The sequence below is a fragment of the Spirosoma arcticum genome, from assembly GCF_054779955.1.
In genome coordinates, this window is sequence record NZ_BAAGXG010000007.1 from 294332 (window position 1) to 319556 (window position 25225).

At 55.1% G+C, this 25225-nt stretch carries 19 protein-coding genes; 8 read left to right on the forward strand and 11 right to left on the reverse strand.

Annotated elements, in window-relative coordinates; genetic code table 11:
- Positions 1–42 precede the first annotated feature (42 nt).
- Genes ACYVHB_RS18015 through ACYVHB_RS18025 form a run of 3 tightly spaced genes read left to right on the forward strand, consistent with a single transcriptional unit; the run spans position 43 to position 2968 of the window.
- Positions 43–1443 (forward strand): TolC family protein, encoded by a 1401-nt coding sequence (locus tag ACYVHB_RS18015; protein ID WP_461053161.1) that lies wholly within the window; start codon positions 43–45, stop codon positions 1441–1443.
- A gap of 14 nt (positions 1444–1457) precedes the next feature.
- The gene (locus ACYVHB_RS18020) at positions 1458–1886 is read left to right on the forward strand and encodes a DUF3995 domain-containing protein (protein ID WP_461053162.1); all 429 of its coding nucleotides are present in this window, start codon (positions 1458–1460) and stop codon (positions 1884–1886) included.
- Between the two features lie 8 nt (positions 1887–1894).
- Positions 1895–2968: an efflux RND transporter periplasmic adaptor subunit gene (locus ACYVHB_RS18025; RefSeq protein WP_461053163.1), complete on the forward strand. Its 1074-nt coding sequence runs from the start codon at positions 1895–1897 to the stop codon at positions 2966–2968.
- 40 nt (positions 2969–3008) lie between these two features.
- Here the strand turns inward: ACYVHB_RS18025 and ACYVHB_RS18030 are convergent, their stop codons facing one another.
- Positions 3009–3200 carry a hypothetical protein gene (locus tag ACYVHB_RS18030; RefSeq protein WP_461053164.1) on the reverse strand — a complete coding sequence of 64 codons (192 nt, stop codon included), beginning with the start codon at positions 3198–3200 and terminating at the stop codon, positions 3009–3011.
- Between the two features lie 61 nt (positions 3201–3261).
- Between ACYVHB_RS18030 and ACYVHB_RS18035 the strand changes: the two genes are divergently transcribed.
- Positions 3262–6336, forward strand: a complete 3075-nt coding sequence (locus tag ACYVHB_RS18035) for an efflux RND transporter permease subunit (protein ID WP_461053165.1) — start codon at positions 3262–3264, stop codon at positions 6334–6336.
- A gap of 46 nt (positions 6337–6382) precedes the next feature.
- Here ACYVHB_RS18035 and ACYVHB_RS18040 read toward each other — a convergent pair whose 3' ends face one another.
- The 8 genes from ACYVHB_RS18040 to ACYVHB_RS18075 all read right to left on the reverse strand — a co-directional run bounded on the left by ACYVHB_RS18040 (position 6383) and on the right by ACYVHB_RS18075 (position 15671).
- Entirely contained in the window at positions 6383–7486 is a 1104-nt protein-coding gene (locus tag ACYVHB_RS18040) for a T9SS type A sorting domain-containing protein (RefSeq protein WP_461053166.1), read from the reverse strand.
- 54 nt (positions 7487–7540) lie between these two features.
- Positions 7541–8704, reverse strand: coding sequence for an AIR synthase related protein (locus tag ACYVHB_RS18045; RefSeq protein ID WP_461053167.1), 1164 nt, complete (start codon positions 8702–8704; stop codon positions 7541–7543).
- Positions 8705–8848: 144 nt separating this feature from the next.
- On the reverse strand, positions 8849–10012 hold the full coding sequence (locus ACYVHB_RS18050) for a hypothetical protein (RefSeq protein WP_461053168.1): 1164 nt from the start codon (positions 10010–10012) through the stop codon (positions 8849–8851).
- Positions 10013–10653: 641 nt separating this feature from the next.
- Positions 10654–11622, reverse strand: coding sequence for a Gfo/Idh/MocA family protein (locus ACYVHB_RS18055; protein WP_461053169.1), 969 nt, complete (start codon positions 11620–11622; stop codon positions 10654–10656).
- 250 nt (positions 11623–11872) lie between these two features.
- Positions 11873–12085: a DUF6169 family protein gene (locus ACYVHB_RS18060; RefSeq protein ID WP_461053170.1), complete on the reverse strand. Its 213-nt coding sequence runs from the start codon at positions 12083–12085 to the stop codon at positions 11873–11875.
- 144 nt (positions 12086–12229) lie between these two features.
- On the reverse strand, positions 12230–12403 hold the full coding sequence (locus ACYVHB_RS18065) for a hypothetical protein (RefSeq protein WP_461053171.1): 174 nt from the start codon (positions 12401–12403) through the stop codon (positions 12230–12232).
- A gap of 100 nt (positions 12404–12503) precedes the next feature.
- Positions 12504–13856 (reverse strand): DUF5018 domain-containing protein, encoded by a 1353-nt coding sequence (locus ACYVHB_RS18070; RefSeq protein ID WP_461053172.1) that lies wholly within the window; start codon positions 13854–13856, stop codon positions 12504–12506.
- Positions 13857–13868: 12 nt separating this feature from the next.
- Positions 13869–15671 (reverse strand): serine hydrolase domain-containing protein, encoded by a 1803-nt coding sequence (locus ACYVHB_RS18075; protein ID WP_461053173.1) that lies wholly within the window; start codon positions 15669–15671, stop codon positions 13869–13871.
- A gap of 278 nt (positions 15672–15949) precedes the next feature.
- On the opposite strand from ACYVHB_RS18075, the gene ACYVHB_RS18080 reads away from it, so the two are divergent.
- The 3 genes from ACYVHB_RS18080 (at position 15950) to ACYVHB_RS18090 (ending at position 19433) form a co-directional block, all read left to right on the forward strand.
- On the forward strand, positions 15950–17860 hold the full coding sequence (locus ACYVHB_RS18080) for a sensor histidine kinase (RefSeq protein ID WP_461053174.1): 1911 nt from the start codon (positions 15950–15952) through the stop codon (positions 17858–17860).
- Positions 17823–18467 carry a response regulator gene (locus ACYVHB_RS18085; protein WP_461053175.1) on the forward strand — a complete coding sequence of 215 codons (645 nt, stop codon included), beginning with the start codon at positions 17823–17825 and terminating at the stop codon, positions 18465–18467. The genes ACYVHB_RS18080 and ACYVHB_RS18085 overlap by 38 nt, the downstream gene beginning before the upstream one ends.
- 81 nt (positions 18468–18548) lie before the next feature.
- Positions 18549–19433 (forward strand): DUF481 domain-containing protein, encoded by an 885-nt coding sequence (locus tag ACYVHB_RS18090; RefSeq protein WP_461053252.1) that lies wholly within the window; start codon positions 18549–18551, stop codon positions 19431–19433.
- Positions 19434–19560: 127 nt separating this feature from the next.
- On the opposite strand, the gene ACYVHB_RS18095 is transcribed toward ACYVHB_RS18090, so the two are convergent.
- Positions 19561–20415: a LysM peptidoglycan-binding domain-containing protein gene (locus ACYVHB_RS18095; protein WP_461053176.1), complete on the reverse strand. Its 855-nt coding sequence runs from the start codon at positions 20413–20415 to the stop codon at positions 19561–19563.
- A gap of 32 nt (positions 20416–20447) precedes the next feature.
- Positions 20448–20939 (reverse strand): 5-(carboxyamino)imidazole ribonucleotide mutase, encoded by a 492-nt coding sequence (purE, locus tag ACYVHB_RS18100; RefSeq protein ID WP_461053177.1) that lies wholly within the window; start codon positions 20937–20939, stop codon positions 20448–20450.
- Between the two features lie 169 nt (positions 20940–21108).
- Between purE and ACYVHB_RS18105 the strand changes: the two genes are divergently transcribed.
- The gene (locus tag ACYVHB_RS18105; protein ID WP_461053178.1) at positions 21109–25191 is read left to right on the forward strand and encodes a S8 family serine peptidase; all 4083 of its coding nucleotides are present in this window, start codon (positions 21109–21111) and stop codon (positions 25189–25191) included.
- The last annotated feature ends 34 nt before the right edge of the window (positions 25192–25225 follow it).

Genomic DNA, 25225 nt, shown 5'->3' on the forward strand with positions numbered 1-25225 from the left:
TTGCCCTCTGACTAAACAGTGTTCAGTAAATTACATACGATCATGAAATTCATAATCAAGCGTATCGGCTATCTATTAACGTTTTTACCAGCGTTGTTAGCGGCCCAACCACCACCCACGGCGGCCCTTGCTCCAATAGCTCCTCAGTCAGCGATTCTGGAGGAGTACACTCGGGAGGGGCTGGCTAATAACCTCGGACTCCGGCAGGAATCACTCGACATTCGTCGCGTGACAGAGTTGCTCAACCAGGCGCGGTCGCTGTTCTACCCGCGCTTAGCCTTTAACCCGACGTACTCGGTAGCAGCCGGTGGCCGACGATTAGAATTTCCGGTGGGTGATCTGCTCAACCCGGCCTACCGTACACTCAACCAACTGACCGGCTCCGATAATTTTCCGACCAACATTCCAAACGTAAATGAGCAACTGACGCCCAACAATTTCCACGATACTAAAATCACGTTTCAGTACGCGCTTTACAACACCGATATTCAATACAACTACCTCATCCAGAAAGAGCTGGTTTCAGCGCAGGAAGCCCGCAAACGCATTGTTGAAAACGAACTGCGTTATTCCATTGCCACGGCTTACTTCCAGTATCTGCAATCGCTCGACGCGATCCGCATTATTGAGAATGCCCGCTTAGTACTGAGCGAACTGGCCCGGCTGAACGAGAAGTTAGTGAGCAACAACGTAGCTACGAAAGAAGTCCTGACCTCGGCCCGCTATGAAATCAGCAAAGTCGATCAGCAATTGGCCACTGCCGGAAAAAACCGCGAAACGGCCCGCGCTTACCTGAATTTCCTCATTAACCGCGACCTGACGGCCCCCGTCGCAGTCGACTCATTACTGACAAAAATCCTACCCGAAGCCCCGGAAAGTTTACCCGATTTGCAGCAAACTGCCCTGCGGGAACGGCAGGAGCTGGCCCAACTGGGCGGTTCGCTGCGGGCGGCCCAAGTGGGCGTCCGGCTGAACGAGGCTAACGCGACAATTCCAAATTTATACATCGGTGGTAACGCGGGGTTTCAGGGGTTTGGCTACACATTCAAAAATCAGGCGTATGCATTAGCGCAGGTAGGTTTACAGTGGGATTTGTTTCGGGGTTACGAGAAACGATCGAAAATTCAGCAGGCGAAAATTCAGACCGACGCCCTCCAAACGCGCCTTCAGGATGTGCAGCGGCAGATTCAGTTGCAGGTGTTGCAGGCTTGGTATGACCTCGACGCGGCCAACGAGAGCTTGGCGGCTACCCAAAATGGTATTGTCAACGCCGATGCTACGTTTCGGATTATCGACAGCAAATACCGCAACGGACAGGCGCTGCTCATCGAATTTCTGCGCTACCAGAACGACCGCCTGACGGCTCAACTTCAGCACTCCCTCGCCCGCACGGACGTGCTCGTGAAGCGGGCCGCATTGGACCGGGCCGTGGCCGTGAAGTAACCCAACAAGTAGTCATGATACCCGCCCTGATAAATTTCGTAGTACTGCTAATAATCAGCCTGATCCATGTCTACTGGGCGGCTGGTGGTCGCTGGGGATTAAAAGAGTCTCTCCCGGAGCGAAATGGGTCAAAAGCGTTTCAACCTGGTCGTTTCCTTACGCTTTTCGTAGCCCTAATTTTTGGCGGCATGGCGTTCTTCTACCTGTATAAAATCGGGTGGCTGACTCCGTTGAATGCGATCATACCCAATTGGCTAAGCCAGTACGGACTGTGGGTTCTGGCCGGAATTTTTCTACTGCGTGCCATCGGTGATTTTCGCTACGTTGGCTTTTTCAAACGGAAACGCAACAGTCACTTTGCAGATTTAGACACCAAATTTTATTCGCCCTTATGCCTCCTGCTGAGCGCAAACTCCATTCTTCTCTCTACTCTTCTTTACTAATAAACGCCATGAAACCATTACCTGTTCTGCTCTCTTTTCTGTTATCCATCGCACTCTGGTCGTGCGGCAGCAAAGCCGAAAAACCGGCAGCGACTGAAGCCGTCAACGCCGAAGAAGCCGAATCCACAGCGGCATCCATTCCCGTTAAACTTACTCCTGTCACATCGGTTGTGCGGGCCGAACCAGTAGTGGTATCGGGCGTAGTGTCGTCGGCAGAAGAGGCCCGGCTCTCGTTCAAAGTCGGCGGCATGATTAACAAAATGCTGGTGGACGAAGGCCAGCCCGTTCGTAAAGGTCAACTACTGGCCACCCTCGACCTGACCGAGATCGATGCCCAGGTCAGCCAGGCGCAATTAGCCAACGAAAAGGCGGAGCGCGACCTCGGCCGGATCAAAAGCCTGTATGCCGACACGGCCGCCACGCTCGAACAACTTCAGAACGCCACCACCGGGCAGAGCGTATCGAAGCAGGCGCTGACCATCGCGCAGTTCAACCGCAATTACGCCCAGATCCGGGCGTCGGTCGATGGTACGGTTACGCGCAAAGCCACCAACGCAGGCGAGTATGTAGCGGCCGGGGCGTCGGTCTATTTGATTTCGGGCAACCACCGGACCGACTGGGTCGTGCGGGTAGGCGTGTCGGATAAAGACTGGGCACGGCTTCAACCCGGCAACCGCGCCAGCATCCGGCTCGACGCTTATCCCGACCAAATGTTTAGCGGTACGATCAGCGAACTGGCCCAGGCTGCCGATCCGACTAATAAACTGTATGAAGTGGAAGTAAAAATTAATCCGGGTACGGCCAAGTTTGCGCCCGGCCTGTTTGCCAACGTGACGCTCATACCGGCCCGGAGCCGCTCATACGCAGTCGTTCCGGTGGAAGCCATTGTGGAGGGCAACGGTAAAGACGGGTTCGTGTACGTCGTGGCCGATGATGGAAAGAAGGTCCGAAAAATACCCGTTCAAATTGGCTATTTAGACGGCGACAAAGTGCTACTGACCAACGGCTTGTCGGGCGTGAAGCAGGTCGTCACGGCCGGATCAGCGTTTCTGACGGAAGAATCAGTGGTGGTGGTTAAATAAACGTAGTGTGTTAGACAGATCTATACCGGACTAAGCTCCGTCATAGCAACGAATCCCACCGTTGATCCTCCGTACTGTCCCATTCTTCGACTAGTGCAGGCTGGGCCATCAGGCTTACCTCATCAGGCCTGCGAAGGCGCTTCACCGCTTCAACTCCTTCCATATCGCGCAGAACCTGCTCAATTTGGCTCAGCTTTTCTTCATCACGAATCGTAACTATGAGTGTTTCCATGTGTCAATAAGTGTCTGAAATATATGCCTTTGTTCTGTAACACAAAATTGTCCTCACAAGTATGAATCTCGCCCAATTCTCCGTCAAAAACTGGCAGTTTATGCTGGTGCTGTTCCTCGGCGTGGCCGCGCTCGGCATCAATTCCCTGCTGAACATGCCCAGGGGCGAAGACCCCGAATTCACGGCTCCGCAGTTTGCCGTGGTGATTGTGTATCCCGGCACCGACGCCCTCGACATGGAAGAGTTGGTTGTTGACCCGGCCGAGAAACGCTTCAACGAACTCGACAATATCAAGCACGTAATCACGAGCGTCGACGATGGACTGGCCGTGTTCCGGGTCGAGTACGAATACAGCCAGGACCCCGACAAGAAGTACCAGGAGATGGTGCGGGAAGTCAATGCCCTGCGAAGCGAACTTCCTGCCGACGTATTCAGCGTCGAAATTCGCAAGTTCTCACCCTCCGACGTCAACATCGTGCAGGTGGCGCTGCAGTCGGAGGTGGCGTCGGACAAGGAACTCGGCGACTACGCCGACGAACTGACCAAACGGCTGGAGAAGGTTACGAGCCTCAAAAACGTGGAAGATTGGGGCTACCCGGCGGGTATTGTTCGGGTATCGCTTAACATCGAGAAAATGGCGCAGGAAGGCATTCCTACCAACCGGGTTGTGGGGGCGTTGCAGGCCGAAAACGCCACTATTCCGGGAGGCAGCATTCAAGTGGGCACGCGTAAGTTCAACGTCAAAACCGCTGGTGATTACCAGTCGCTGGACGAGATTAGGAACACGATTGTCGCCACGAACGGGCAAAAAATTATTTACCTGCGCGACATTGCCGACGTTGGCTTTAATCTCGAAGACGAAACGCACATTACCCGCTTAGATGGCCACCGGGCAGTGCTCGTGACGGCCAGTCAGAAATTAGGTGAGAACATCGATAAGGTTGGTAAGCAAATCAACCCGATCATTGAATCATTTGGTAAAACCCTGCCGTCCCACATCAAATTAGTCAAAAATTTCGACCAGGCCGCCAGCGTGGGCAAACGGTTAGACCGCTTCGCCAAAGACTTCGCTATTGCCATCCTGCTGGTTTCGCTCACGCTGCTTCCGCTTGGTTTTCGGGCGGCTGTTGTCGTCATGATTTCTATTCCGCTGTCGCTGGCCATTGGGCTGTCTTTGCTCAACGCGTTTGGTTTCAGCATCAACCAATTGAGCATTGTGGGTCTGATTGTGGCCCTCGGCATTCTGGTGGACGACAGCATTGTAGTAGTCGAAAACATTGAGCGATACCTGCGCGAAGGCTACTCCCGGAAAGATGCGGCCATCAAAGCCACGAGCCAGATTACGCTGGCCGTTATTGGCTGCACGGTCACGTTGATTCTGGCGTTTTTGCCGCTGCTGTTCCTGCCCGAAGGCTCCGGCGACTTCATCCGGTCGCTGCCAATGGCGGTCGTTACCACCGTGCTGGCGTCGCTGCTGGTGTCGCTCACAATCGTGCCGTTTCTGTCGAGCCGCATCCTCAAAACCCCGCACAACCCGGAAGGCAACATTTTCCTGCGGGCACTGAAACGGCTCATCAGCGGGTCATACAGCCGGTTGCTCAACGTGGCCCTGCAACGCCCGGTTATCACACTGCTGGTAGCGCTGGCGATCTTCGGAGGGGCGCTGTCGCTGGCGGGGCGGGTGGGCTTCGGCCTGTTTCCGGCGTCGGAGAAGCCCCAGTTTCTGATCAACATTGAAACGCCCGACGGGAGCAGCCTCAGCGAAACCAACCGTGTGGCCCGCTACGTGGAGAGTCAACTCAAGCGCGACCCGGCCATCCGGCACTTCACCACGAACGTCGGCAAGGGAAACCCGCGCATCTACTACAACATTCTGCAACGCAATGAATCGGCGAATTTCTCACAGTTTTTTGTTCAGCTAACCGACGTTGAACCCGCTGAGAAACGCGCCCTGATCGACAAATACCGCGACCGGTTCGCCCTGTACCCCAACGCCCGCATTGAGGTGAAAGACTTTGAGCAGGGTCCGGCGCAGGAGGCACCCGTAGCCATTCGGGTATTCGGCGAGAACTTAGATACGCTGCGGACCGTGGCCAGTCGGGTAGAAAAAATCCTGAAACAAACACCCGGTCTGATCTACGTCAACAACCCGCTGGCCACCCGAAAAACTGACCTGCGCATCAAGGTCAACAAAGAGAAAGCCGGATTGCTGGGCCTATCCATCGCCGACATCAACCGCACCATCCGGCTCGCAGTGGCGGGCCTGAACGTTGGTACGTTCAAAGCACCCAACGATGAGGAGGACTACACGATCAACGTTACCATGCCCAAGGGCAGAATCACCGATCAGACGGTACTGAACAACCTGTATGTCAATACAGTAACCGGTAGTGCCGTTCCCCTGCGGCAAGTGGCTGACGTGCAGTTCGAGACGGGCACCAGCCTCATCCGCCACTACGACAAGGACCGGTACGTGAGCGTGACGGGCTTTGTTAAAACGGGTTATTTGGTCGACAATATTTACCAGGACGTGCTGAAAAAATTGGACGTGATGCAGTTTCCAGCCGGGTTTCGCTTTCAGGCGGCCGGCGAACTGGAAAGCCGCGAACAGTCGTTTGGTGGGTTGGGCACGATTATTCTGATCACTGTTTTCGGGTTCATGGCCGTGCTGATTCTGGAGTTTGGCACCATCAAGAGCACACTGATTGTGTTGTCGGTGATTCCGCTGGGCATCATTGGCGCCATTGCCGCCCTGTTACTCACGGGCAATCCGTTCTCATTTGTGGCCATCATTGGGCTAATTGCGCTGATCGGCATTGAGGTCAAGAACTCGATTCTGCTGGTCGACTTCACGAACCAATTGCGTGAACAGGGTATGCCCTTGGTCGAAGCCATTAAGGAAGCGGGCGAAGTTCGGTTCGTACCCATCGTCTTGACGTCACTGACGGCCATTGGGGGACTGATGCCGCTGGCGCTGGAAAACAATCCACTTTATTCCCCGCTGGCCTGGGTACTCATTGGTGGGCTGATTTCGAGCACGTTACTCTCCCGGATCGTGACCCCAGTTGTCTATAAACTGCTGCCGCCGAAGATAGAGTTGAAAACGATTCCGGCGGAAGAAGGAGAACTGGTGTAGTGTTTTACCCCCGGCAACGGTCGGCCGTTGCCGTGAGGTGATCTTTTTATCTTACCAGCACTTTACTCACCAATTTCTGCCCATTAGTCTGTACTTCCAGTAAATACATACCCGTCGGCAACGCGTTCGTAGGTATCCACTCAGCCTTGCCTGACTCACGTTCCAGCTTGCCCGAGATTACCTGCCCGACCAGGCTTAACAATCGCACGGTGGCATCATCGGCGTTCCAGAGCCGCAGATAGATCCGCGCCGGATCGGCCGGATTTGGATACACCACCGCAACCACACCATCTATTTCGATTACCGCCGAAACGGGTTTGAAACTGTGGGCGGTGCCGTCGCGGTCGATTTGCCGCAACCGATAATAGTTGGCACCGGGCAGCGGATTTGTATCGGTCAGGCCGTAATACTGCCGGGTGTCGGTTGTGCCTTTGGCGGTTACTTCACCAACCGACACATACTCCCGCAAATCTGCGCTGCGCTCAACCACAAACCGGTCAGCGTCGCGCTCGGACGTAGTGGCCCAGGCCAACTGAACGCGGTCGCCTTCGGGTTTTGCGGTGAACGAGAGAAGGGTGACGGGGAGCGGAACGGTCGTGACGGTACCGTTGATAATTAGGTCGTCGAGACGAAGGGATCCGCCAGTACCGTTGCAGCCGTATAAACGGAAAATGATCGTACCAGTCTGATCGGTGAAACCTGCGCCTGATAAGCCAAAACTAACTGACTGAAAACTCGTACTGACCGACGTAACGGTTAGGTCCGAGCCGTAATTATCCACGCTTGACCGCACCCGTAGTTCTTGGGGACCGGGAGATGATCTACTAACAAATACGGAAAACTGGGTAAGCGTGATTCTCTGTCCATTTTGTGCATTAACGCTCACCTGTACATACTCCGAAAAGTTACAACTTGGCGACTGCGACCAGTTGATCACATTGACCGCCTGACCGTTTTGCCCGGTTACATAATCCGCACCAGGGAGATTGCTTGGTCTTACGCCCGTAAAATCGGCCCCGCCCGTACCCACGTTTGGCTGACTGGGACTGCCGCCCGGACTACCGTCGAAAGGCCACGTTGCGCTGAAGGGTGTTTGGGCGTGGACGGGCGCGTTGATTAGCAGATAAATGAGAAGGGCGATGTAACGCATTGTAGCGAATTGGTAAACTTTGCCAAAGTTGAAGAAACTTTGGCAAAGTTTACGTCAATACACGAACGTACCAGTCTCACTCTCAATCGTTACCCGCTTACCCGCAAACGCTTCAACCCGGCCAATCACCTGAGCGTCGATCTCAAACGACTGTGCTATCTCGATTACTCGGTGCGCGTGTTCCTCCGACAGATAAATCTCCAGCCGGTGCCCCATGTTGAAGACCTTGTACATTTCGGACCAACTGGTGCTGCTCTCAGCCTGAATGAGCCGGAACAGGGGCGGAATTGGAAATAGGTTGTCTTTAATGATGTGCACGTTCTCCACGAAATGCAGCACTTTCGTCTGCGCCCCGCCTGAACAATGCACCATACCGTGAATATGCGGCCTGAGTTCGTCCAACAGAATTTTGGCAACGGGCGCGTAAGTCCGGGTCGGCGATAAAATCAGTTGACCAACCGTTAGCCCCGTACCATCGACGGGGTCCGTCAGCCGCTTCGAGCCACTGTAGATGAGTGATTTGTTGATGGCCGGGTCGAAACTTTCGGGGTAGATATCGGCGAGGTAATGAGCCAGCACGTCGTGGCGGGCCGAGGTCAGGCCGTTGCTGCCCATGCCGCCATTGTACTGCGTCTCATAAGTTGCCTGCCCGAATGAAGCCAGTCCTACAATCACGTCACCCGCCCGGATCCGGTCGTTGCTGATGACCGCGTCGCGTCGCATCCGGGCAATGACCGTGCTGTCGACAATCACCGTTCTGACCAGATCGCCAACGTCGGCGGTTTCGCCCCCGGTGCTGTAAATCGCGATGCCGTGGTCGCGTAGCATCTGTAACACGTCTTCCGTGCCGTTGATGAGTTCGGCAATGACCTCGCCCGGAATCAGGTTCTTGTTTCGCCCAATGGTGGACGACAGCAACATCGGCCCGGTGGCTCCCACGCAGATCAGGTCGTCGGTGTTCATGACGATGGCGTCCTGCGCAATACCCCGCCAAACGCTCAAATCGCCCGTTTCGCGCCAGTAGAGGTACGCTAATGCTGATTTAGTCCCAGCTCCATCGGCGTGCATAATCGTGCAGAAGTCGGGGTCGCCAGCCAGTGTATCGGGCACAATTTTGCAGAATGCTTTCGGAAAGAGACCCTTGTCGAGTTGAGCAATGGCGTTGTGAACGTCTTCTTTACTGGCGGAAACTCCGCGCTGGGCGTAGCGGTCGGTCATGCCGCAAAGGTAAGTAGGGAATAAATAATGGACCGCGCGGGCGGCCCCGAATGACTAATGCACAATGAATAATGGTGTAACCGAATGGTTCTGACATTATTCATTGTGCATTAGTCATTCGGGGCCGCCCGCGCGGTCCATTTCTCATTTGCTGACGTACATGATGGGGGTGACACCGGCGTTGCGGGCGGCCGAAATATCGACGAGGGCATACCCGGCTTTCTCCCGCAGGATTTTGACCCGGCTTCCAGCGAAGGTTGACTTACCCGATTCAAGAGCCGACACGAACGATTTCACAGCTACCTGCGCCTTCAGGTCGGTATCGGCACCGAGCAGCGTTTTAGACAAACGATTGTTGACAGGCTCAGTCTCGCGGGCGTCTACGCCCATCCGGGTCGTTTCCAGATAGGCCTGTTGATCGCCCTCAGCGTCCAGGTCGAAACCGACGAACATATGCCCCGGTAGTACGACCAGAATTGGGTTGATGTCAATTTTACGAAGAATAGACGCCAGCAGTACCGCACCATCGACGCAGTTAGCCTGCGTGTAGCGAATGCTCTCGTCCAGCAACCGAACGTGCTGCGACGCGACGCCCAGCGACGTGGCGGCTGTGGGCGCGATGCTGCTGTACCGAATGCCCCGCTCCTGTAGCACCCGCCAAATAGCCAGCACCTGTTCATAAACGACGGTTTCGCCACCCTGAGAGCCTACGAACGAATCCACGTAGTTTTTGCGCAGGGCCTCCTGCAAAATCTCCTCAATCCACGGGTGGTCCTCGTTGACGTAAGCAGCAAAAACAAAGTCAATGGGCGTTTCTTTCTCTTCCTCAACGACGGCAAACGGACAGTCGTTGATCGACCGAACCCGGAGCCGCTCGGTACGCGGAGCTTGCTGCTGACCGTCGATGGTCAACGTATAAGTCACGTAAATAGTAGACGACTGCCCCAGCGACGCGAGTGTGGTGTGATTGAAGGGCACGACGGGTCTGATCAGGTACTCCTGCCCCGCTCTCGGGGCAACAACGTCAATCACGGCTGGCCCAAATAGTCTCAGATCATCGTTGCAACGAATTTCAAGCTTAATATTCGTGTTGGCACGAGTTGGCGTAAACAGGATGCCCAGGACGCCGTTTGGGTCGCCGAGCAGAGTTTCGTCTTTCTGGTCGTCCTCGTCAGGTACTATATTCGATACGGCAATGGCGTAAGCGGGGTATAAATCACCGAGTTCAGTGTACGGTTCCCACTGCTGAGCCAGCAACGTAGCCGTCGAAAGCGTAAATGTAACGACCGTGAGAAAGACAGATTTCATCTATATAATAATTCGTTTGGTAAGTGAAGACTTCTACGTTTACCTGACTTTAAAATCAACCGAATAGCCTACGGGTAGTTTAGAAACCAGCACCCAGTTCATACTAAACCCGAGCTTTTTACAAGCCCCGGCCTCCCGAACGGTAACTGTGTAGACATATTTTTTACGGGTATCATCACGGATGACATTACGCGTGAAGGCAACATCGCAACCACCCTGTGCATAATTACCCAGCAGCGTGTATTTAGAAAAGTCAACGGGCTCGGGTTGAAAATTAGTGCACGGAAAGCCCGGACTATATCGGTTCGGGTCAGTGTAGCGCCGATTGTCAAAGTAAGCGTTCAGACTGCTATCGCTATCAATAACGATGTTGTTTCGGGCAACGCTATCCAGTGACAATACTCCAGGTTCGTAACAAACCTGAGTTCTGGGTGAATTTTCAACAGGATATTCCGATACGATCAGGCCCCGATTATGATTACTCCCGTCGATTAAACCAAAACAGCCGTCTGCCAATAATACAATAGTCAGTAAGCCAGTATGAATCCAGATTCGGCTTGTAAACCTACTCATTATGTTGTCTTTTTGAGAAAGACCCACTATAAACTCGTAGCGTTGGAATACGTGTCAATACCATGCACTCACTCGTACACAATTCCGGTTTCGGTCCGGACCGTGTCCAACAACGTCACCAAATTCAGGCTATCATCGAGCGACCAGAGTGGACTTTCGGTACGACCTTCGGCAAGACACTGCATCACGTGCCCGGCTTCATAATCATAGCCGTGGGTTGCACGGGGCACGGTGATTACTTCGGGCTCTTGTCCATCGCGTTCGAGCGTCAGGCTTTGCGTTTCGTGCCAGCGCGACTGCACCCGAATCAGCCCTTCGGTGCCATAAACAAACGCTTCGCAGGGCGTTCGGGCGCGAAGCGTACTGTCCAGCACCGCCAGTTCGCCGTTTGGGTAAGTCAGCACTATACCACACTGCTCATCTACGCCCGTTTGCCCAAAAATTGCCGTTGCTTTGATCGTTTGCGGCATACCGAGGAACAAATACGACCAGAACAGGGGATAAATGCCAATGTCCAAAAGCGAACCGCCCCCCAGCGCTTTGTTGAACAACCGACCGTCGGGCACAAACGGGGCGGCAAAGCCAAAGTCAGCCCGAACGCCCGTAACGGTTCCAATGGCGCCATCATCAGCGAGTTGTTTGGCCCGCTGGATTACAGGCATAAACCGGCTCCAGAGCGCTTCCATTAGAAAAACCTGTTTGCTACGGGCCAGCTCGACCATTTCGCGCACTTGCCCACTGTTCATAGCAAACGGTTTTTCACCCAGCACCGGAATGCCACCGTTGAGCAGCATCAGTACATTCTGGTGGTGTTTGACGTGGGGCGTCGCCACGTAGACTACATCGAGGTCGGGCAGCGTCAGCAGTCCTTCATACGACCCAAACGCGTGGGGCGCACCGTATTGTTGGGCAAACTCGTCGGCCCGTTGCTGATCGGTGGAGGCCACGGCGTAAAGTTGGGCGTCGGGCACGGCAAGCAGGTCCTGCGCAAATTTGTGGGCGATGCGGCCCGGCCCCAGAATTCCCCAGCGAGTCATAATTGATGCGTAGATTGGGTGAAAGAAAACAAGTAAGCCAGTCACGGTGGACTGGCTTACGATGCGGTCAAAGCTATGTGATTTTGGACGAATGGGCAAATAGACTGAAGCGCGATGCAGGCCTATTTTTCTTCTTCGCCCAACTGCATGAATATATCCACGATGCGGCTCAACTGCGGATTTCGGCGACTCATAATCAGCGATAGAAGGATGTATTGACTGCCATCGGTGATTGTTCGGTCAATCTTGGCTATTTGTAGGTTTTGTTATAATTGTTGTAAAACCAAACGCCAAACTTACGATGCCGTGCCCGCTGGCGACCGTCCGACGAATCGCAGATAAACACGATTGCGTGTCGTTTTGGCAAAAAGAAATCTTCAAAAATGGCAAAAATTGTGGAAGCCGACAATGAATCAGCGGGCAGTCGCCCACCGGTTGGGTTATGAGCCACCGAAATGGTCATTTCGAATACCTCAACACCCAAATCGGAGTAAGCGTTGAAGATGTCAGCGGAAGGAACAAATTTTACCTCGTATCCTACATCATCTACTGTTGGAAAACGATACGAGTTATGTTCGCCCCATCAAATTCGTATTCATAGCGGCTACTACTTGGTTGTGACACGTTTCTGTTTATTTTTCTCCTTTAACCGCTCATAAATAGCCCGAATTTCGGGATTGTTCTGGTAGTTTTCTACGGCGTCGAGCTGAGCCTGCTTTTTGACTTCAACGAGTCGGCGGATGATGTCCATGCCGCGCAATGGTTTGGTTGGCGTTTCCATAGGTGTTGTTTGTTTTTTGCTCCAAGATACGAATTGTTTATCCACCCTTGGCCGGTCAATCGACAACGGTACTGGCTGAACCATTGGCCCGTCCACGTTCTCACTTCCCCGCCTGGCAACTTACCTTGCTGGTCGGCACATTGAAATACCGGCTTATCAACTCATACAGTTTGGGATCATACACCCGAAGTTCTTCCCTCGTATTGATCTGGTTATGAACGGTGTTGGTCGGAATTGCTTCTTTGTTCAGATCAAACCAGTCCTGAACGCCTTCTGCCCAATATTCTGCATAATTCGTTGCGGCATACGTGTTAGCCCATAACCCATTGGCAAGGGCTTCTTTATAAATGCTCTCCAATTCCTTATCGAAGCCAGTGTCAACGTAGCTGATACCCAGTTGATGAATACCGTGCGCAAACTCATGCACTAAAATATCTTCGCCCAGGTAGCGATCAGTCGGGTAGCACAACAGGTTTTCTTCGGCGCAGCTACAGGCCGGGCGCTGTAGGGTGGCCCCCAATCCGCGTGCCCGTGTGTTCCAGTCCGTGCCCGGAAAAGCGGTGTACAGATCACTGTGCTCGGGAATGTCGACGGTCAGTTCCGACTCCGCCATAACCGCCACCCGGAGCTTATTTTGTACCATTTTAGCCACCACGTCCGGTCGTTTGTCGAGCATCTGCCGGATGGTGTTCCCCGCCTGAATCAGGGCGGCATCCGGCACTTTAGCCGAGCTGACCACAGGTATGCCACCCGCATCCACGTATTTTTTGTAGAACGGACTCAACCCCAACTCGGTCGGCACGGCCGTAACAGCGCCTTTTCCGACCGTCACCTCATATACTTGCGAACTGCCATCTTCGGCGGTTACGGTGTAGCTAATGGGCGTAGTAAAGTTTTGAACGGACCCCGACGCGGGCGCAACGGTCGCTTTGGCCGACACGGTAACGGTGGGCACCAAGGCTGTCAAACGGGCATCGGCGGGTAGCGTCGCCGTGATCTTTTTTGTCGTCTGGTCAATTGTGGCCCGAACCACCGGGCTGAGGGTAGAAAACACAAAACTGACAAGCTGCTTTTCCGATAATTTGGGCGGAGCCTGAACAAGCACGTTCACCGTATAGGTTCGGGTGCTGCCGTCTTCGGCGGTAACGACGTACGTCACCGGATTGGTAAAGTCCTGAACAGAGCCGGGTTCAGGTCTTGCCGTAGCCCCGGTGGGCAGCACAAATGTTGCCTTGAGTGCTTTCACATTCGTACCGGCCGCTACCGTAACAGAATATGTGTTTGTAGCCGGATCAAAAGTGGGAGTTGCATTAGGCACATCAGCAAACCGGAAATCCGACAGGTCTTTCGCGCTGCTTTTGACAATGGGGTCAGCTTCTTTTTTACAGGAAAAAACGACCCCCGCCGTAAGAGAGAGCAGACCAATGAGGAAGGCAGCGATAGAGGGTTTCATAGCAGGTTCACCTTAAAAAAGTACGTCGAACTGATCGCCTTTCATGGCCCCGGTCATGTTCAGATTGGCCGTCATATCGTAGCAAAGCCGGTCAATGGCGGTATAATAATCAGTAGCCTGCGAACGGGTATTGATCAGAATTGCAAATGTATAACCATAAATGCGCATCCAGTACGATGCCGTGCCCGCCATACCCCCCGAATGATAATAAGCCAGCCCATTCGTTGAAGCCGACCAGCCTAACCCGTAGCCTCCGTAGCCACCGGCCGGTACGCTCACCGCCGTGGGCGTGATCATGTCTACCCGCGCTTTGTTGGAAAGAATGTCTTTCTTAGCCGAGAAACCATCTACGTGCGTCAGTAAACGGGCCAGATTGACCGAGGTCGTGATCCACCCGCCGTGCGCGTCAAGGCGCGGAATGGGAAAATCGTACGGCTGATCGTAACCGGGATAGGGATTGTAATACACAACTTCATTGGGCATTCGCTCAGCTACCGTGCTGCCGCCAATGCGCATGGTGGCGGGGGCGATGCCGATGGGTTTCAGTAGGTTGTCCTGCACATATTTTTCGTAGCTAACGCCCGCCACTTTCTCAATGATCCGGCCCGCGATGTTAGTGCTAATGTTTGAGTAAACCGTTTTGGTGCCAGGCGTCTGGGTAACGGGCCGTGTGTCGAGCACCGCCGAAATAACCTGCGCCTGGGAGTAACTAAGCCATTCTTTCTGGTAAAAGGGATCGATCCGGTTATTAGCGGGGTCCCACTGGTGATTCCAGGCGTCGCCACCCGCCGTATGGTTCAATACCTGACGCACCGTAATCTGCTCCAACTGGGGTGTGTATGATTGTTTACCGTAGGTGGTACCCAAAATACTGCCCGCTCCGAATACCTTCTGGTCGAGATTAAGTTTGCCTTCATCCACCAATTTCATAGCTGCAATGGATGTGATGGGCTTCGATACACTGGCAATCCGGAATAAACTGTTGTTGGTAACGGGCACATTCTGGTCTTTGTCGGCCAGACCGTAGCCTTTAGCGTAGACCAGACGTTCATCTTTGGTGATGGCCACCGACATACCCGGCACGTTGTATTTGGCCATGAAGGCTTTCACGGCATTCTCCACCGTGGCAATGTCCACCTGAGCGCTGCCTTCAATCGTGTACTCTTTCGCGCTTCCGTCTTCGGCCGTAATTCGGTACACGATGGGTTTGGTGAAGTTATTCGTACTAACGCCGGCTGTCTGAGCAGCGCCATTAACCGCTACGGTAGCACCCGGCGAGAGGGTAAACGTCGGTTTCAAACCCGCAACGTTGGTGCCGGTCGGCAGCGTAACGAGATAATACTGACTAGATTGCGCGGCATTGATCGGCACTGTCACATCGTTGGTCAGGCCAGGATTAGCCGCCTTGGTAAACACGAACGAGACCAGTTGTGCATCGCCGGATTTCGTTGCGCTGACGCTGACTTTGTAGTCGGTGCTGCTGCCGTCTTCGGCCACAATCCGGTAGGTCAGTGGGTTGGTGAAATCGTTGACCGTAACGCCACTTTCCTGCGTCACGCCGTTGACCGTTACTGTCGCCAAAGACGAGATCGTGAACGTTGCTTTCAGCGCGTTAACGGCCGTGCGGGGCGGCAACGTGAGCGTAACCTGATTATTGGCTACCATCGCATCGACCGCCATGGGGAGGGCCAGGTTAGCGGTGGGCTGAAACGAAAACGTCAATAAGTCTTTCTGAGCTGACTTAGGATCGACTTCTTTCTTGCAGCTCAATACGACCAAAAGCAACAGACACGTGCTCAGTAGAATACGGTTCATGGTGGGTAGGTGGATAGTTAAGTAGGCGGCTGGCAACGCAGCCGCTGATGTTTCGGCGGTGCGTGGGAATAAGGGACCGTGACGGAGACGGCAGCATAGAGCCTCCGGGGAGGGCTTCCCTGCATCATGACAAAAAATAAAATGGTGTGGATAGTGATCTAACCCGACAAAGGTGACCCGTTTGCGCTCGTCGTACCATACCCCGAAGGGGGTATTTTTAAAACTCGCCAAACCTGTTTCCTTTGTCGACGCTCACTCGTACAAAAAGTGCCTCTACCATGAGATCAGGCTGGCAAATTGTTTGGCTGTTGCTTCTTTCTGGTGCCAACTACGCTCAGTCGGTGCTGCCACTTGATACTTCTTTTGGCGGTGTTGTGGTTGAAAAGCCATTTTTGTACCAGCTTCGGCAACCGCCCGCCGGGTTAAAATTCCCGAAGGCTTTATCCGCTTTCTCAGAGCAGTGGCAGTCGGTAAAAAGCATTAATTACGGGCGTCGGTCGTTTGTGGGCTGGGCGCGGTTTTCGGTTCGCAGTGAGCAGTCCCGGCCCGTTTGGCTCGAATTAACGTCGCATTTTATGGATTCGGTTGGGGTCTGGATAGCCCTGCCCAACGGACCACCCCAGCGCATTCGGGGACCGTCATCTTACCGGGAGCAGGCCACGTCGGCGGCACCGGTCAACCACAACTATTTTCTGTACGCGCTGAACCTGCCCGCCCGTCAAACCGTGACCGTCTGGATTCAAAGCCGCGTGGTAACGGGCGACGCCCTGAAGTTCCACGTTCGGCTTTGGGACCCCAGGCGCTTTCTGGTCGTGCAGCAACGGGAATTGTGGGGCTGGGCTACGTTTGCGGGCATTATACTGGCAATTCTGGGTGGGGTACTGATTTCGTTTTTGTTTTACCAGCGTACCATTTACCTGCTCTACGCCTGCTACGTGCTTTGCCTGTCGGTCTATGCCCTGCTCAACGATGGCTGGGGCGCATTCTTGCCCGATTCATTGGTCTGGTTCGATAATCTGATCACTGTTGTTCACTGGATCAACGTCGGCTTCGGCGCGTTTGTCATGTTTAGCCGACGCTTTCTGGCGGTATCACCAAAACCAGGGCGGCTCCTGATTAAATGGCCCGAAGTTGTTCCAATAGGAATTTTGGCCGGGTCATTGCTGGTGGCGGAATGGGCGCAGCAACGGAATTATGACGAAGTGATACGGGCAATGTATTTCACTGGATACGTTGGTTGCTGGGGCTATCTCCTTATCTGGCTAACCTACGTTGTTGATGCGTTCCGGCGCAGGTATGAATTGGTTTGGTTGCTGCTACTGGCCGTATCGACACTGTTGGTTTTTCTATTTATTAACGCCTTTCTGATAAACTTCAACCTGATCGACAGCGTGTTACCCGACATGATGGCTTTCCGACTGGCCCTGTTGATCGAACTCGCCATTCTCTCGATTGGGTGGCTATATCGTCGGAAACTTCTGCAAAACGCCCGCCAGCAACTCGAAATTCAAAACCGCTCCCTACAAACCGACGTTATCCAAACCCAAGAGTCCGAACGCCAGCGCATTGCCGCCGACCTGCACGACGACCTCGGCGGCACACTGGCCACCCTCCGCCGTCGCCTGACCGACCTCCGCCAGTACCTCCACGAACCAGAAGGCCTTGGGGCGTTCGATGCGCTCCAGCCGCTCATTCAGAAAAGCAGTGCCGACCTCCGGCGTATAGCGCATAACCTGATGCCCCCTGAGTTCGCCCGCATCGGCCTGCGCTCAGCCCTCCAACAACTCGTGCATACCCAGCCCAGCCAGCCCACCCGCTTCAGCTTCATCACCTCGGGCAACGAGCAGAAGCTACCCATAGATACCGAACTCAACGCCTACCGCATCGTCTCGGAACTGGTTCAGAACATCGGCAAACACGCCCAGGCCAACCGGGCTGCCCTCCAACTGCTCTACCACACCGACCACCTGACCATTACCGTGGAAGACGATGGCCTGGGCAGCCGGGCCGTTGCATTGATGCATGAACCGATGGGAATTGGTTTGAAAAACAGTAATTTACGGGCTGAATACATCGGAGCAACCCTGTGGCGGGACGTCAGTGAAGGCGGTACGCTGGTCGTTCTGACTATTCCGTATCCAGCCCCGGTGTATGCAGCCCCCTCTACCCAGCCGAATCCTCCTGATTGACGACCACCGGTTGTTCAATGATGCGCTCAAAATTCTGCTCAACGAACAACCCGACCTAACCGTCTGTGGGCAGGTGTTTCAGGCCAGCGAGGCCCTGCCCGCCATTCAGCGCACCAGCCCGCACCTGATTTTGCTGGATGTCAACCTGCAGGGCAGCAATGGAATCGACCTCGGCAAATCCATCATCAGCAGTTACCCGGCTGTCAGGGTGCTGATGCTGACGATGTACAACCAGCCCAAACTCCTGGACGAAACCCGGCGGGCGGGCCTGCACGGCTACCTGCTCAAAGATGCCACCACCACCGATTTGCTGCGGAGCATCCGGGATGTGCTGGGTGGTGACACCCACTTCGACACCAGCCCGACCGATCCCGTACCATCAACCGACGATCCCTTCGGCGACGACTTTGCCCGTCGGCTAAACCTCACGTTTCGGGAGGTGGAAGTGATCCGGCTCATCAAAGAAGGACTGAACAACGACCAGATTGCCGGACGCATTCACCTGAGCGTGGAGACGGTGAAGACCCATCGCAAAAACATTCACTTCAAGCTGGGCATCAGCAAAGTTACTGACCTGATTCAGTTCGCCATCCGGCACGGACTGTGAGGGGCATTGGTACAGTATACATCATAAATAGTGGCAATGTAAATTGCAGTCCATCATCATCGTGCCGTATCTGTGAATAAAATCCGGCTATCACTCCTCCTGATTAGCCTTTCTGCGCTTCTTTTGTCCGCATCAGCCCAGACTGTCGAGCAGCCTGACCCGCTGCGGCCATCCAGTTCAACGTCGTCCAGGCCGACACCAACCACCCGCGACAGTACGCAGGCTGGACGGGCCCCGGCTGGAGGCTCCCCCGCCAACTTGAGTACCGCCAATACGAGCAACAACAAAGTCGGGATAACCGCTCCCCGAACGCCAACGTACCGTTACCGATTTGCGGCCGACGGCACCGTTACAGCCGGGAACGTCAACCGAACTCTGCTTCAATTTGCCGGGGCGGTCGATTATGAACTGAGCAACCGGTTCAAACTATCGAGCAATCCGTCGTTTGTCTACGGTCGGCAAAGTGGTATTCTGGCCGAACGGGAGTGGTTTGGTGATTTCAGGACTACGTATCGGCACGAGAAGCGACTGTATTACTTAGCGTTTGGCTCCTTTGAGCGAAGTAATCTGCGCAAAATCGACCGGCGCTGGACCCTGGCGGGCGGGGCGGGCTACAAACTGCTGAACCGAAAGCGGGCTTATATTTCGCTAACGAACGTACTGCTGCACGAAAACACGGACTTCGCTGAACGGAATGACATCAACATTTTCCGCAATTCGACGCGCCTGTTCGGGGAATACACGTTCGACAAGGACCGCTGGACCATTACGCACACAGCCTTCTATCAACCGGCGCTGGGCGTACCGAACGTCCGCTGGAATGCCAGTCTGAGCGCCCAAATCAAACTGACGGCGGTGATTAGTCTGCGGACCACGCTGGCTAATGCCTATGAGAGCGTGGTGGCACCCGGCCGCCAAAACAACGACCTGCGCTTCACGGCGGGGTTGGTCTATGAAAGGAAGTAGTCAGTGAGTCGGTCAGTCAATGAGTTAATCAGTGAGTCATTATTGGCTGACCGCGCCGGCGTCCGCTACTCTGGCGTCAACCACTGACTGACTGACTAACTGACTCACCAACTGACCAACTCCCTTCCTACTGCTTCTCCGGGAAGGGAATAACGAGTCTTTCGCCCCGCGTGGCAATGTCCTTACTTTTTTTGTTAGCCCGCATGATGGCTTCTTTGCTGACGCCATACTTCTGCGCTACGACGCGCAGCACGTCGCCTGGTCCAACGGTATGAACGGCCATCGCCTTCACGTTCAGTTTGGTAATGCCAGCCTTTACGTCACTCTCCGACACGCCGGGATTGAGTTCTTTCAGGGTGCTGAGCTTCATGTTGTAGCGATTAGCCACGCCGTAGAACGTCTCTCCCGCCCCCACGGTGTACGAACTCGACACGCCCCCGGCTTTTACCTTAGGTTTCATAACGGCGACTTCTTCCTTCGGTTTTTCAGGTTTAGGTGTTTCCGCTTTCGGTTTGTCGACTTTGGGCTTTTCGGCAGGTTTTTCGGCCACCGGTTTCGGCGTGGGCTTCTCGGCGACAACCTTTTCAGCCGTTGCTTTTCCATTCTCGGCCGGGCTGGGTTTACCAGCGGTGGTTTCGCGGTTGTCTTCGGCTACGTCCTCGGCGCTGGCGTCGGCCACGGGCGCATCGGCGGGGGGAGCAGCTTGAGAAAGATCGACCGGCGCGGGCTGCGACGACGTGTCTACCTCTTCGGGCGACATCAGCATTTCGGGATCGTTTTGGGCGAGCGGTTGCTGCGAAGCCGTGTCGAGCGGCATACTGGTTAGTTCGTCGGAGCCGTTAGTGTCGTCGGTAATGTAGTCGTAACCAACGTAGAGCAGAGCCGCAATGAGGCCCACCAGCACAACGAGCGTCAGCGCGGGCAAACTCGAACTTCCGGTTGGGCGGGGATTCGTAGGCGTGGTTTCGTTATCGGTTTCCATTGAGGCAGTAAGTGACGTAAAAACGGTTCATTCTACAATTTTTCATTATCCATTAATGAGCGGCTCATATCGGCCACTTTCTCTTTTAGTTCCTCTTTGAACAGGCTTAGCTGCCGGGCAACCGTTTCATCGAAGGTACCCACAATCTGAGCGGCCAGAATACCGCCATTACGGGCACCGTTGAGAGCCATTGTTGCCACCGGAACCCCAGCGGGCATTTGCAGAATCGACAGAACCGAATCCCAGCCGTCGATGGAGTTGCCCGATTTGATGGGAATCCCGATTACGGGCAGCGTGGTCAGCGACGCCACCATACCGGGCAGGTGAGCCGCCCCGCCCGCTCCGGCGACAATCACCCGGAGGCCCCGGCTGCGGGCCGTTTTGGCGTATTCAACCATCTTTTCAGGGGTTCGATGGGCCGAAACAACATCCATTTCCCACGACACCCCCAGGGCGGTCAGAACGTCGGCGGCCTCCTGCATGACGTTGCGGTCAGAAAGGCTACCCATAATAATACCTACCATGCGGCCGATTACATATTGACTGTCTGCGAAATAACGCAGATTGGGGCACAGTTAGGCTACCAGACGGCTAAATTTTTATTAATCAGGACGCTTCCCGTGCGCGTATTGGCGTCGAGCAGACCCAAAGCCAGCCGACGACGCAACGGTGTCAATCATTTTTTCGTACCGAATGTATATATTCGTTACCGGCTTCGTTCAGACCGGCTTCATCGTTATGCAAAAACGCTTCCGGTTCACAATCAAGTGCTTTCTAACCTGCCTACTTACAGGAACCACCGTCACAGCGCTGACGGCCCAGTCGCTACCTCAGTACAACGCTCCGCAACGGGTACAACAACTTGATTTACAGAAGAAATTAACCACGCTCGAAGCTCAGAATTACCAGCGTGCCTTAACGGAAGCCCGCCGACTAAACCGGCCCATAGAACAGCGTCGGGCCGACGGTACGGTCCTGGTCCTGCGCGGCATCAGCGAACGGGGCGAACTGCTCTACGATGCCACGTACAGTGCAACGCGGGCCGCCCAAAGTACCCGCACCACGTCGCTCTACGCGGGCGGTAGTCTGGGCGTGTCGCTGTCGGGCAGTACACTTACTGATAAACTTGGCATCTGGGACGGGGGCAAAGTGCGCGACACGCACGTTGAGTTTCGAAATGGAACGTCGGGTAGCCGCGTTACGCAGGTGGACAATGCCAGCACGTTCGACTCGCACGCATCGCATGTGTCGGGCATTTTGGTGGCGGGCGGAGTCAACCCACAAGTGAGAGGCATGGCGTTCGGCACTAACCTGCGGGCTTACGATTTCCAAAGCGACGTTTCAGAAATGAGCGCAGCTGCGACCAATCTACTCGTCTCTAACCATTCCTACGGGTCACAGGCGGGCTGGATCTTCAATGATGAGCGAACCACGGCCACCAAGTGGGAATGGTGGGGCGACACGACCGTTAGCAAAACAGAGGATTACAAGTTTGGTGTTTACAACGAAAGCGCCCGTTCCTGGGATCAGATTGCCCAGAATGCCCCCTATTACCTGATCGTTAAATCGGCGGGTAACAATCACGGCTTAAACGGACCGGGTGATGGACAGCCCTATTATCTCGGTACCAGCAATAATACCAGCACGGCCCCACGTAATAAACAGGACGGCTACGACCAGATAAGCACGTATGGAACGGCCAAAAACATCCTCGCCGTAGGCGCTATCAGCACACTCAGCTTCGGCTACAATCAGGCGGCTGACGTCAGCTTGGGCGATTTCAGCAGTTGGGGACCTACCGACGATGGGCGCATCAAACCCGACATTGTTGGCGTGGGCGTCAGTGTACTCTCAGCGAGTTCGGGAACCGACAGTGCCTACGTGTCCTACAATGGTACCTCTATGTCCTCTCCTAATGTAGCAGGGTCGGTGTTGCTGTTGCAGGAATTATTTGCGCAGCGCAACAACGGCCGGTTTCTGCAGGCCTCAACGCTTAAAGGCTTAGTGTTGCATACGGCCGACGAAGCCGGGAATGCGCCCGGCCCCGACTACCGCAACGGCTGGGGTCTGCTCAACGCCGAACGTGCCGGACGCGCCATTCTGAACACCGACCAGAATTACCTGATCGACGAGCGGACAATGAACCAGGGCGAAACGTATTCGCTCCCGGTAGTAGCCTCGGGCCGAGGGCCGCTGGTCGTCACCATTTGCTGGACCGACCCCGCCGGAACGGCCACGGCGGCTCTTAACGACCGGTCATCTCGGCTTGTCAACGACCTCGACGTCCGCATCAGCGACGGCAGCGGCACCCTGCAACCGTGGATTCTTGACCCGGCAAACCCGACCAATCCTGCCACGCGGGGTGATAACAGCCGCGACAATGTGGAGCAGGTGCTAATAGCGAATCCCATTCCAGGCAGGAGCTACACGCTTACCATCACGCACAAAGGCACCCTGAGCGGCATCAAACAGGATTATGCATTGCTCGTCAGCGGCATCGGCGGTAAAACGTACTGTGAGTCAAAAGCCACGGCCACCGCCGACACCAAGATCAGCCAGGTTCAGTTCGGCAGCATCAACCAACCCGGTGCCGACGGCTGCACGACGTACTCCGATTTTCTGTCGGTCAGCACCGCCGTTCAGGCCACGCAGCAACTCCTGCTGACGGTGTCGCTCGGCACCTGTGGAGCAACTAAAAACACCGTGGTAAAAGCGTTTGTCGACTGGAATCAGAACGGCAGTTTTGACGATGCGGGCGAAACGGTGGCAACGTCAGGAGTGCTCAGCAACACGGGGCAGTTCTCAACGACGGTAACGGTTCCGGCAACGATTCCGAGCGGGCAGATCCTGCGATTGCGTATTGTGGCCAATGAAACAAACAACGCGGCCACGGTGACGGCTTGCGGAAACTACGGCAACGGCGAAACGCAGGATTACGTCCTGAACGTGGTGCAGACGGTTAATGACATTGGCGCAGCTTCGCTCGTTTCGCCCGAAGCGAATTTATGCGGGCAAACCAACACCGATCTGACGATAGCCGTGCGGGTCCGTAATTTTGGCTCCGCCGAGCAGCGCAACGTACCGGTCAGTGTTACCATTACCGATGCCAGTGGTAGCCCCGTGGCAACCGTGTCGGGCACGGTACCTATTGTGGCTGCTTTTCGCGAGAGTCTGCTAACGCTGAAAACGCCAGCCAGCGTAACGCTGGTCCCCGGCCAAATCTACCGATTCGCCATCACGACGGCCCTCGATAACGACCTGAACTTAGCCAACAATACCCTCATCGAAACCCGCACGACCGCACCAGCGCCCACCAACGGCCTGTTTTCGGCTACCCGCTGCGGCAGTGACACGGCTATTTCGCTACGTAATACGGGGGGGGGCACGGCCTATTGGTACGACGCGCCAACGGGGGGTAACCTGCTCGCGGCCGGTAACCAAATTGCCATTAAGTCGCTGCCCACAACCGGGCAATTCTATACCGTGCTGAATGATTTCGCGGGCACCATCGGTCCAGCCGACAAGCGGGCGTTTGGGGGCGGTTCCTACGCGGGTAACTTCGGTCCGGCACCCCTCGTGTCGACGCGGGTGCCGCTGCTCATCGAGCGGGCGCGGCTCTACATCGCTTCGGCGGGGAAGCTGACGTTCACGGTTCGCAAGTTTGATAACACGGCCATTTCGAGCGTCACGCTCGACGTACTCCCCACGCGCAACCAGAGCATCACGGCGGTCAACGGTAGCGGTCAACTCGCCGACGATCCCGACGATCAGGGAACCGTTTATGCGCTGAACCTGCGTATCCCCAATCCGGGCGACTACAAAATCACCATCGACTACGCCGAAGGGGCGTCTATTTTCCGCAGCAATTCCGCGGTGACGGGCCTGCCATACGAAATTAAAACAGCATTGGGAGCGCCCATCATGAGCATCAAAGGTGCCTTGTTCAACACGTCGGATACGCTGAAAACGGCCTGGTATTATTTCTATGACCTGGCCGTCCGGTCGCTCGACTGCCCGGCGCTGCAACGAACACCCGTGCCGACGACACCCGGCACGGCGGCTACGGCAACCATCACGACCAACGGGTCCACGAGCATCTGCCAGGGGGGAGCGGTAAGCCTTCAGGCCAATACAGGAACGGAGTTAGGCTACCAGTGGTATCGGAATGAGCAGGCCATTTCCGGGGCGGTCAACAGTACACTTCGGGCTACTGCAACGGGCAACTATGCCGTTCAGGTAACGAACGGCTGTCTACCCGTCCGGTCGGCGGCTGTGGCGGTAGCGGTTCGCACGGCGGAGGTGCCGGTCATCACCGCGACCGGCTTCACGCTCACCTCCAATGCCACCGGCACTATTCAGTGGCTGCTCGATGGCGTGCCCATTCCGGGCGCTACGACGCCAATTTTCACGGCTGTTAAATCGGGGCGATACGCCGTCAGAGGCAGCGTTAATGGGTGTGGGGAAGCCATTTCCAGCGATGTACTGCTGACAATTCTGGCCGCCGAACCGGACCCACTCGATGAGGAAATCATGGTGTACCCGAATCCCGCCACGCGGCAACTAACGGTGTCGATGGTGTGGCCGGGTCCGTATGCCCCCACCCTTCGGCTGACGGACGTGCGGGGGGTGACAGTGCGCAGGGCCGTTCTTCAGCGCGATGGATTGAACAGGTCGGCCGTGCTGGATGTGGGGGACCTTCCGGCTGGTCCGTTTTTTGTGGTTATAACCGACGAGCGGACGCAGCGCGTTCGAACAAAGCGAATTCGCAGGCAGTAACCACGTACCCATTCTGACAACTCTTTACCAGACC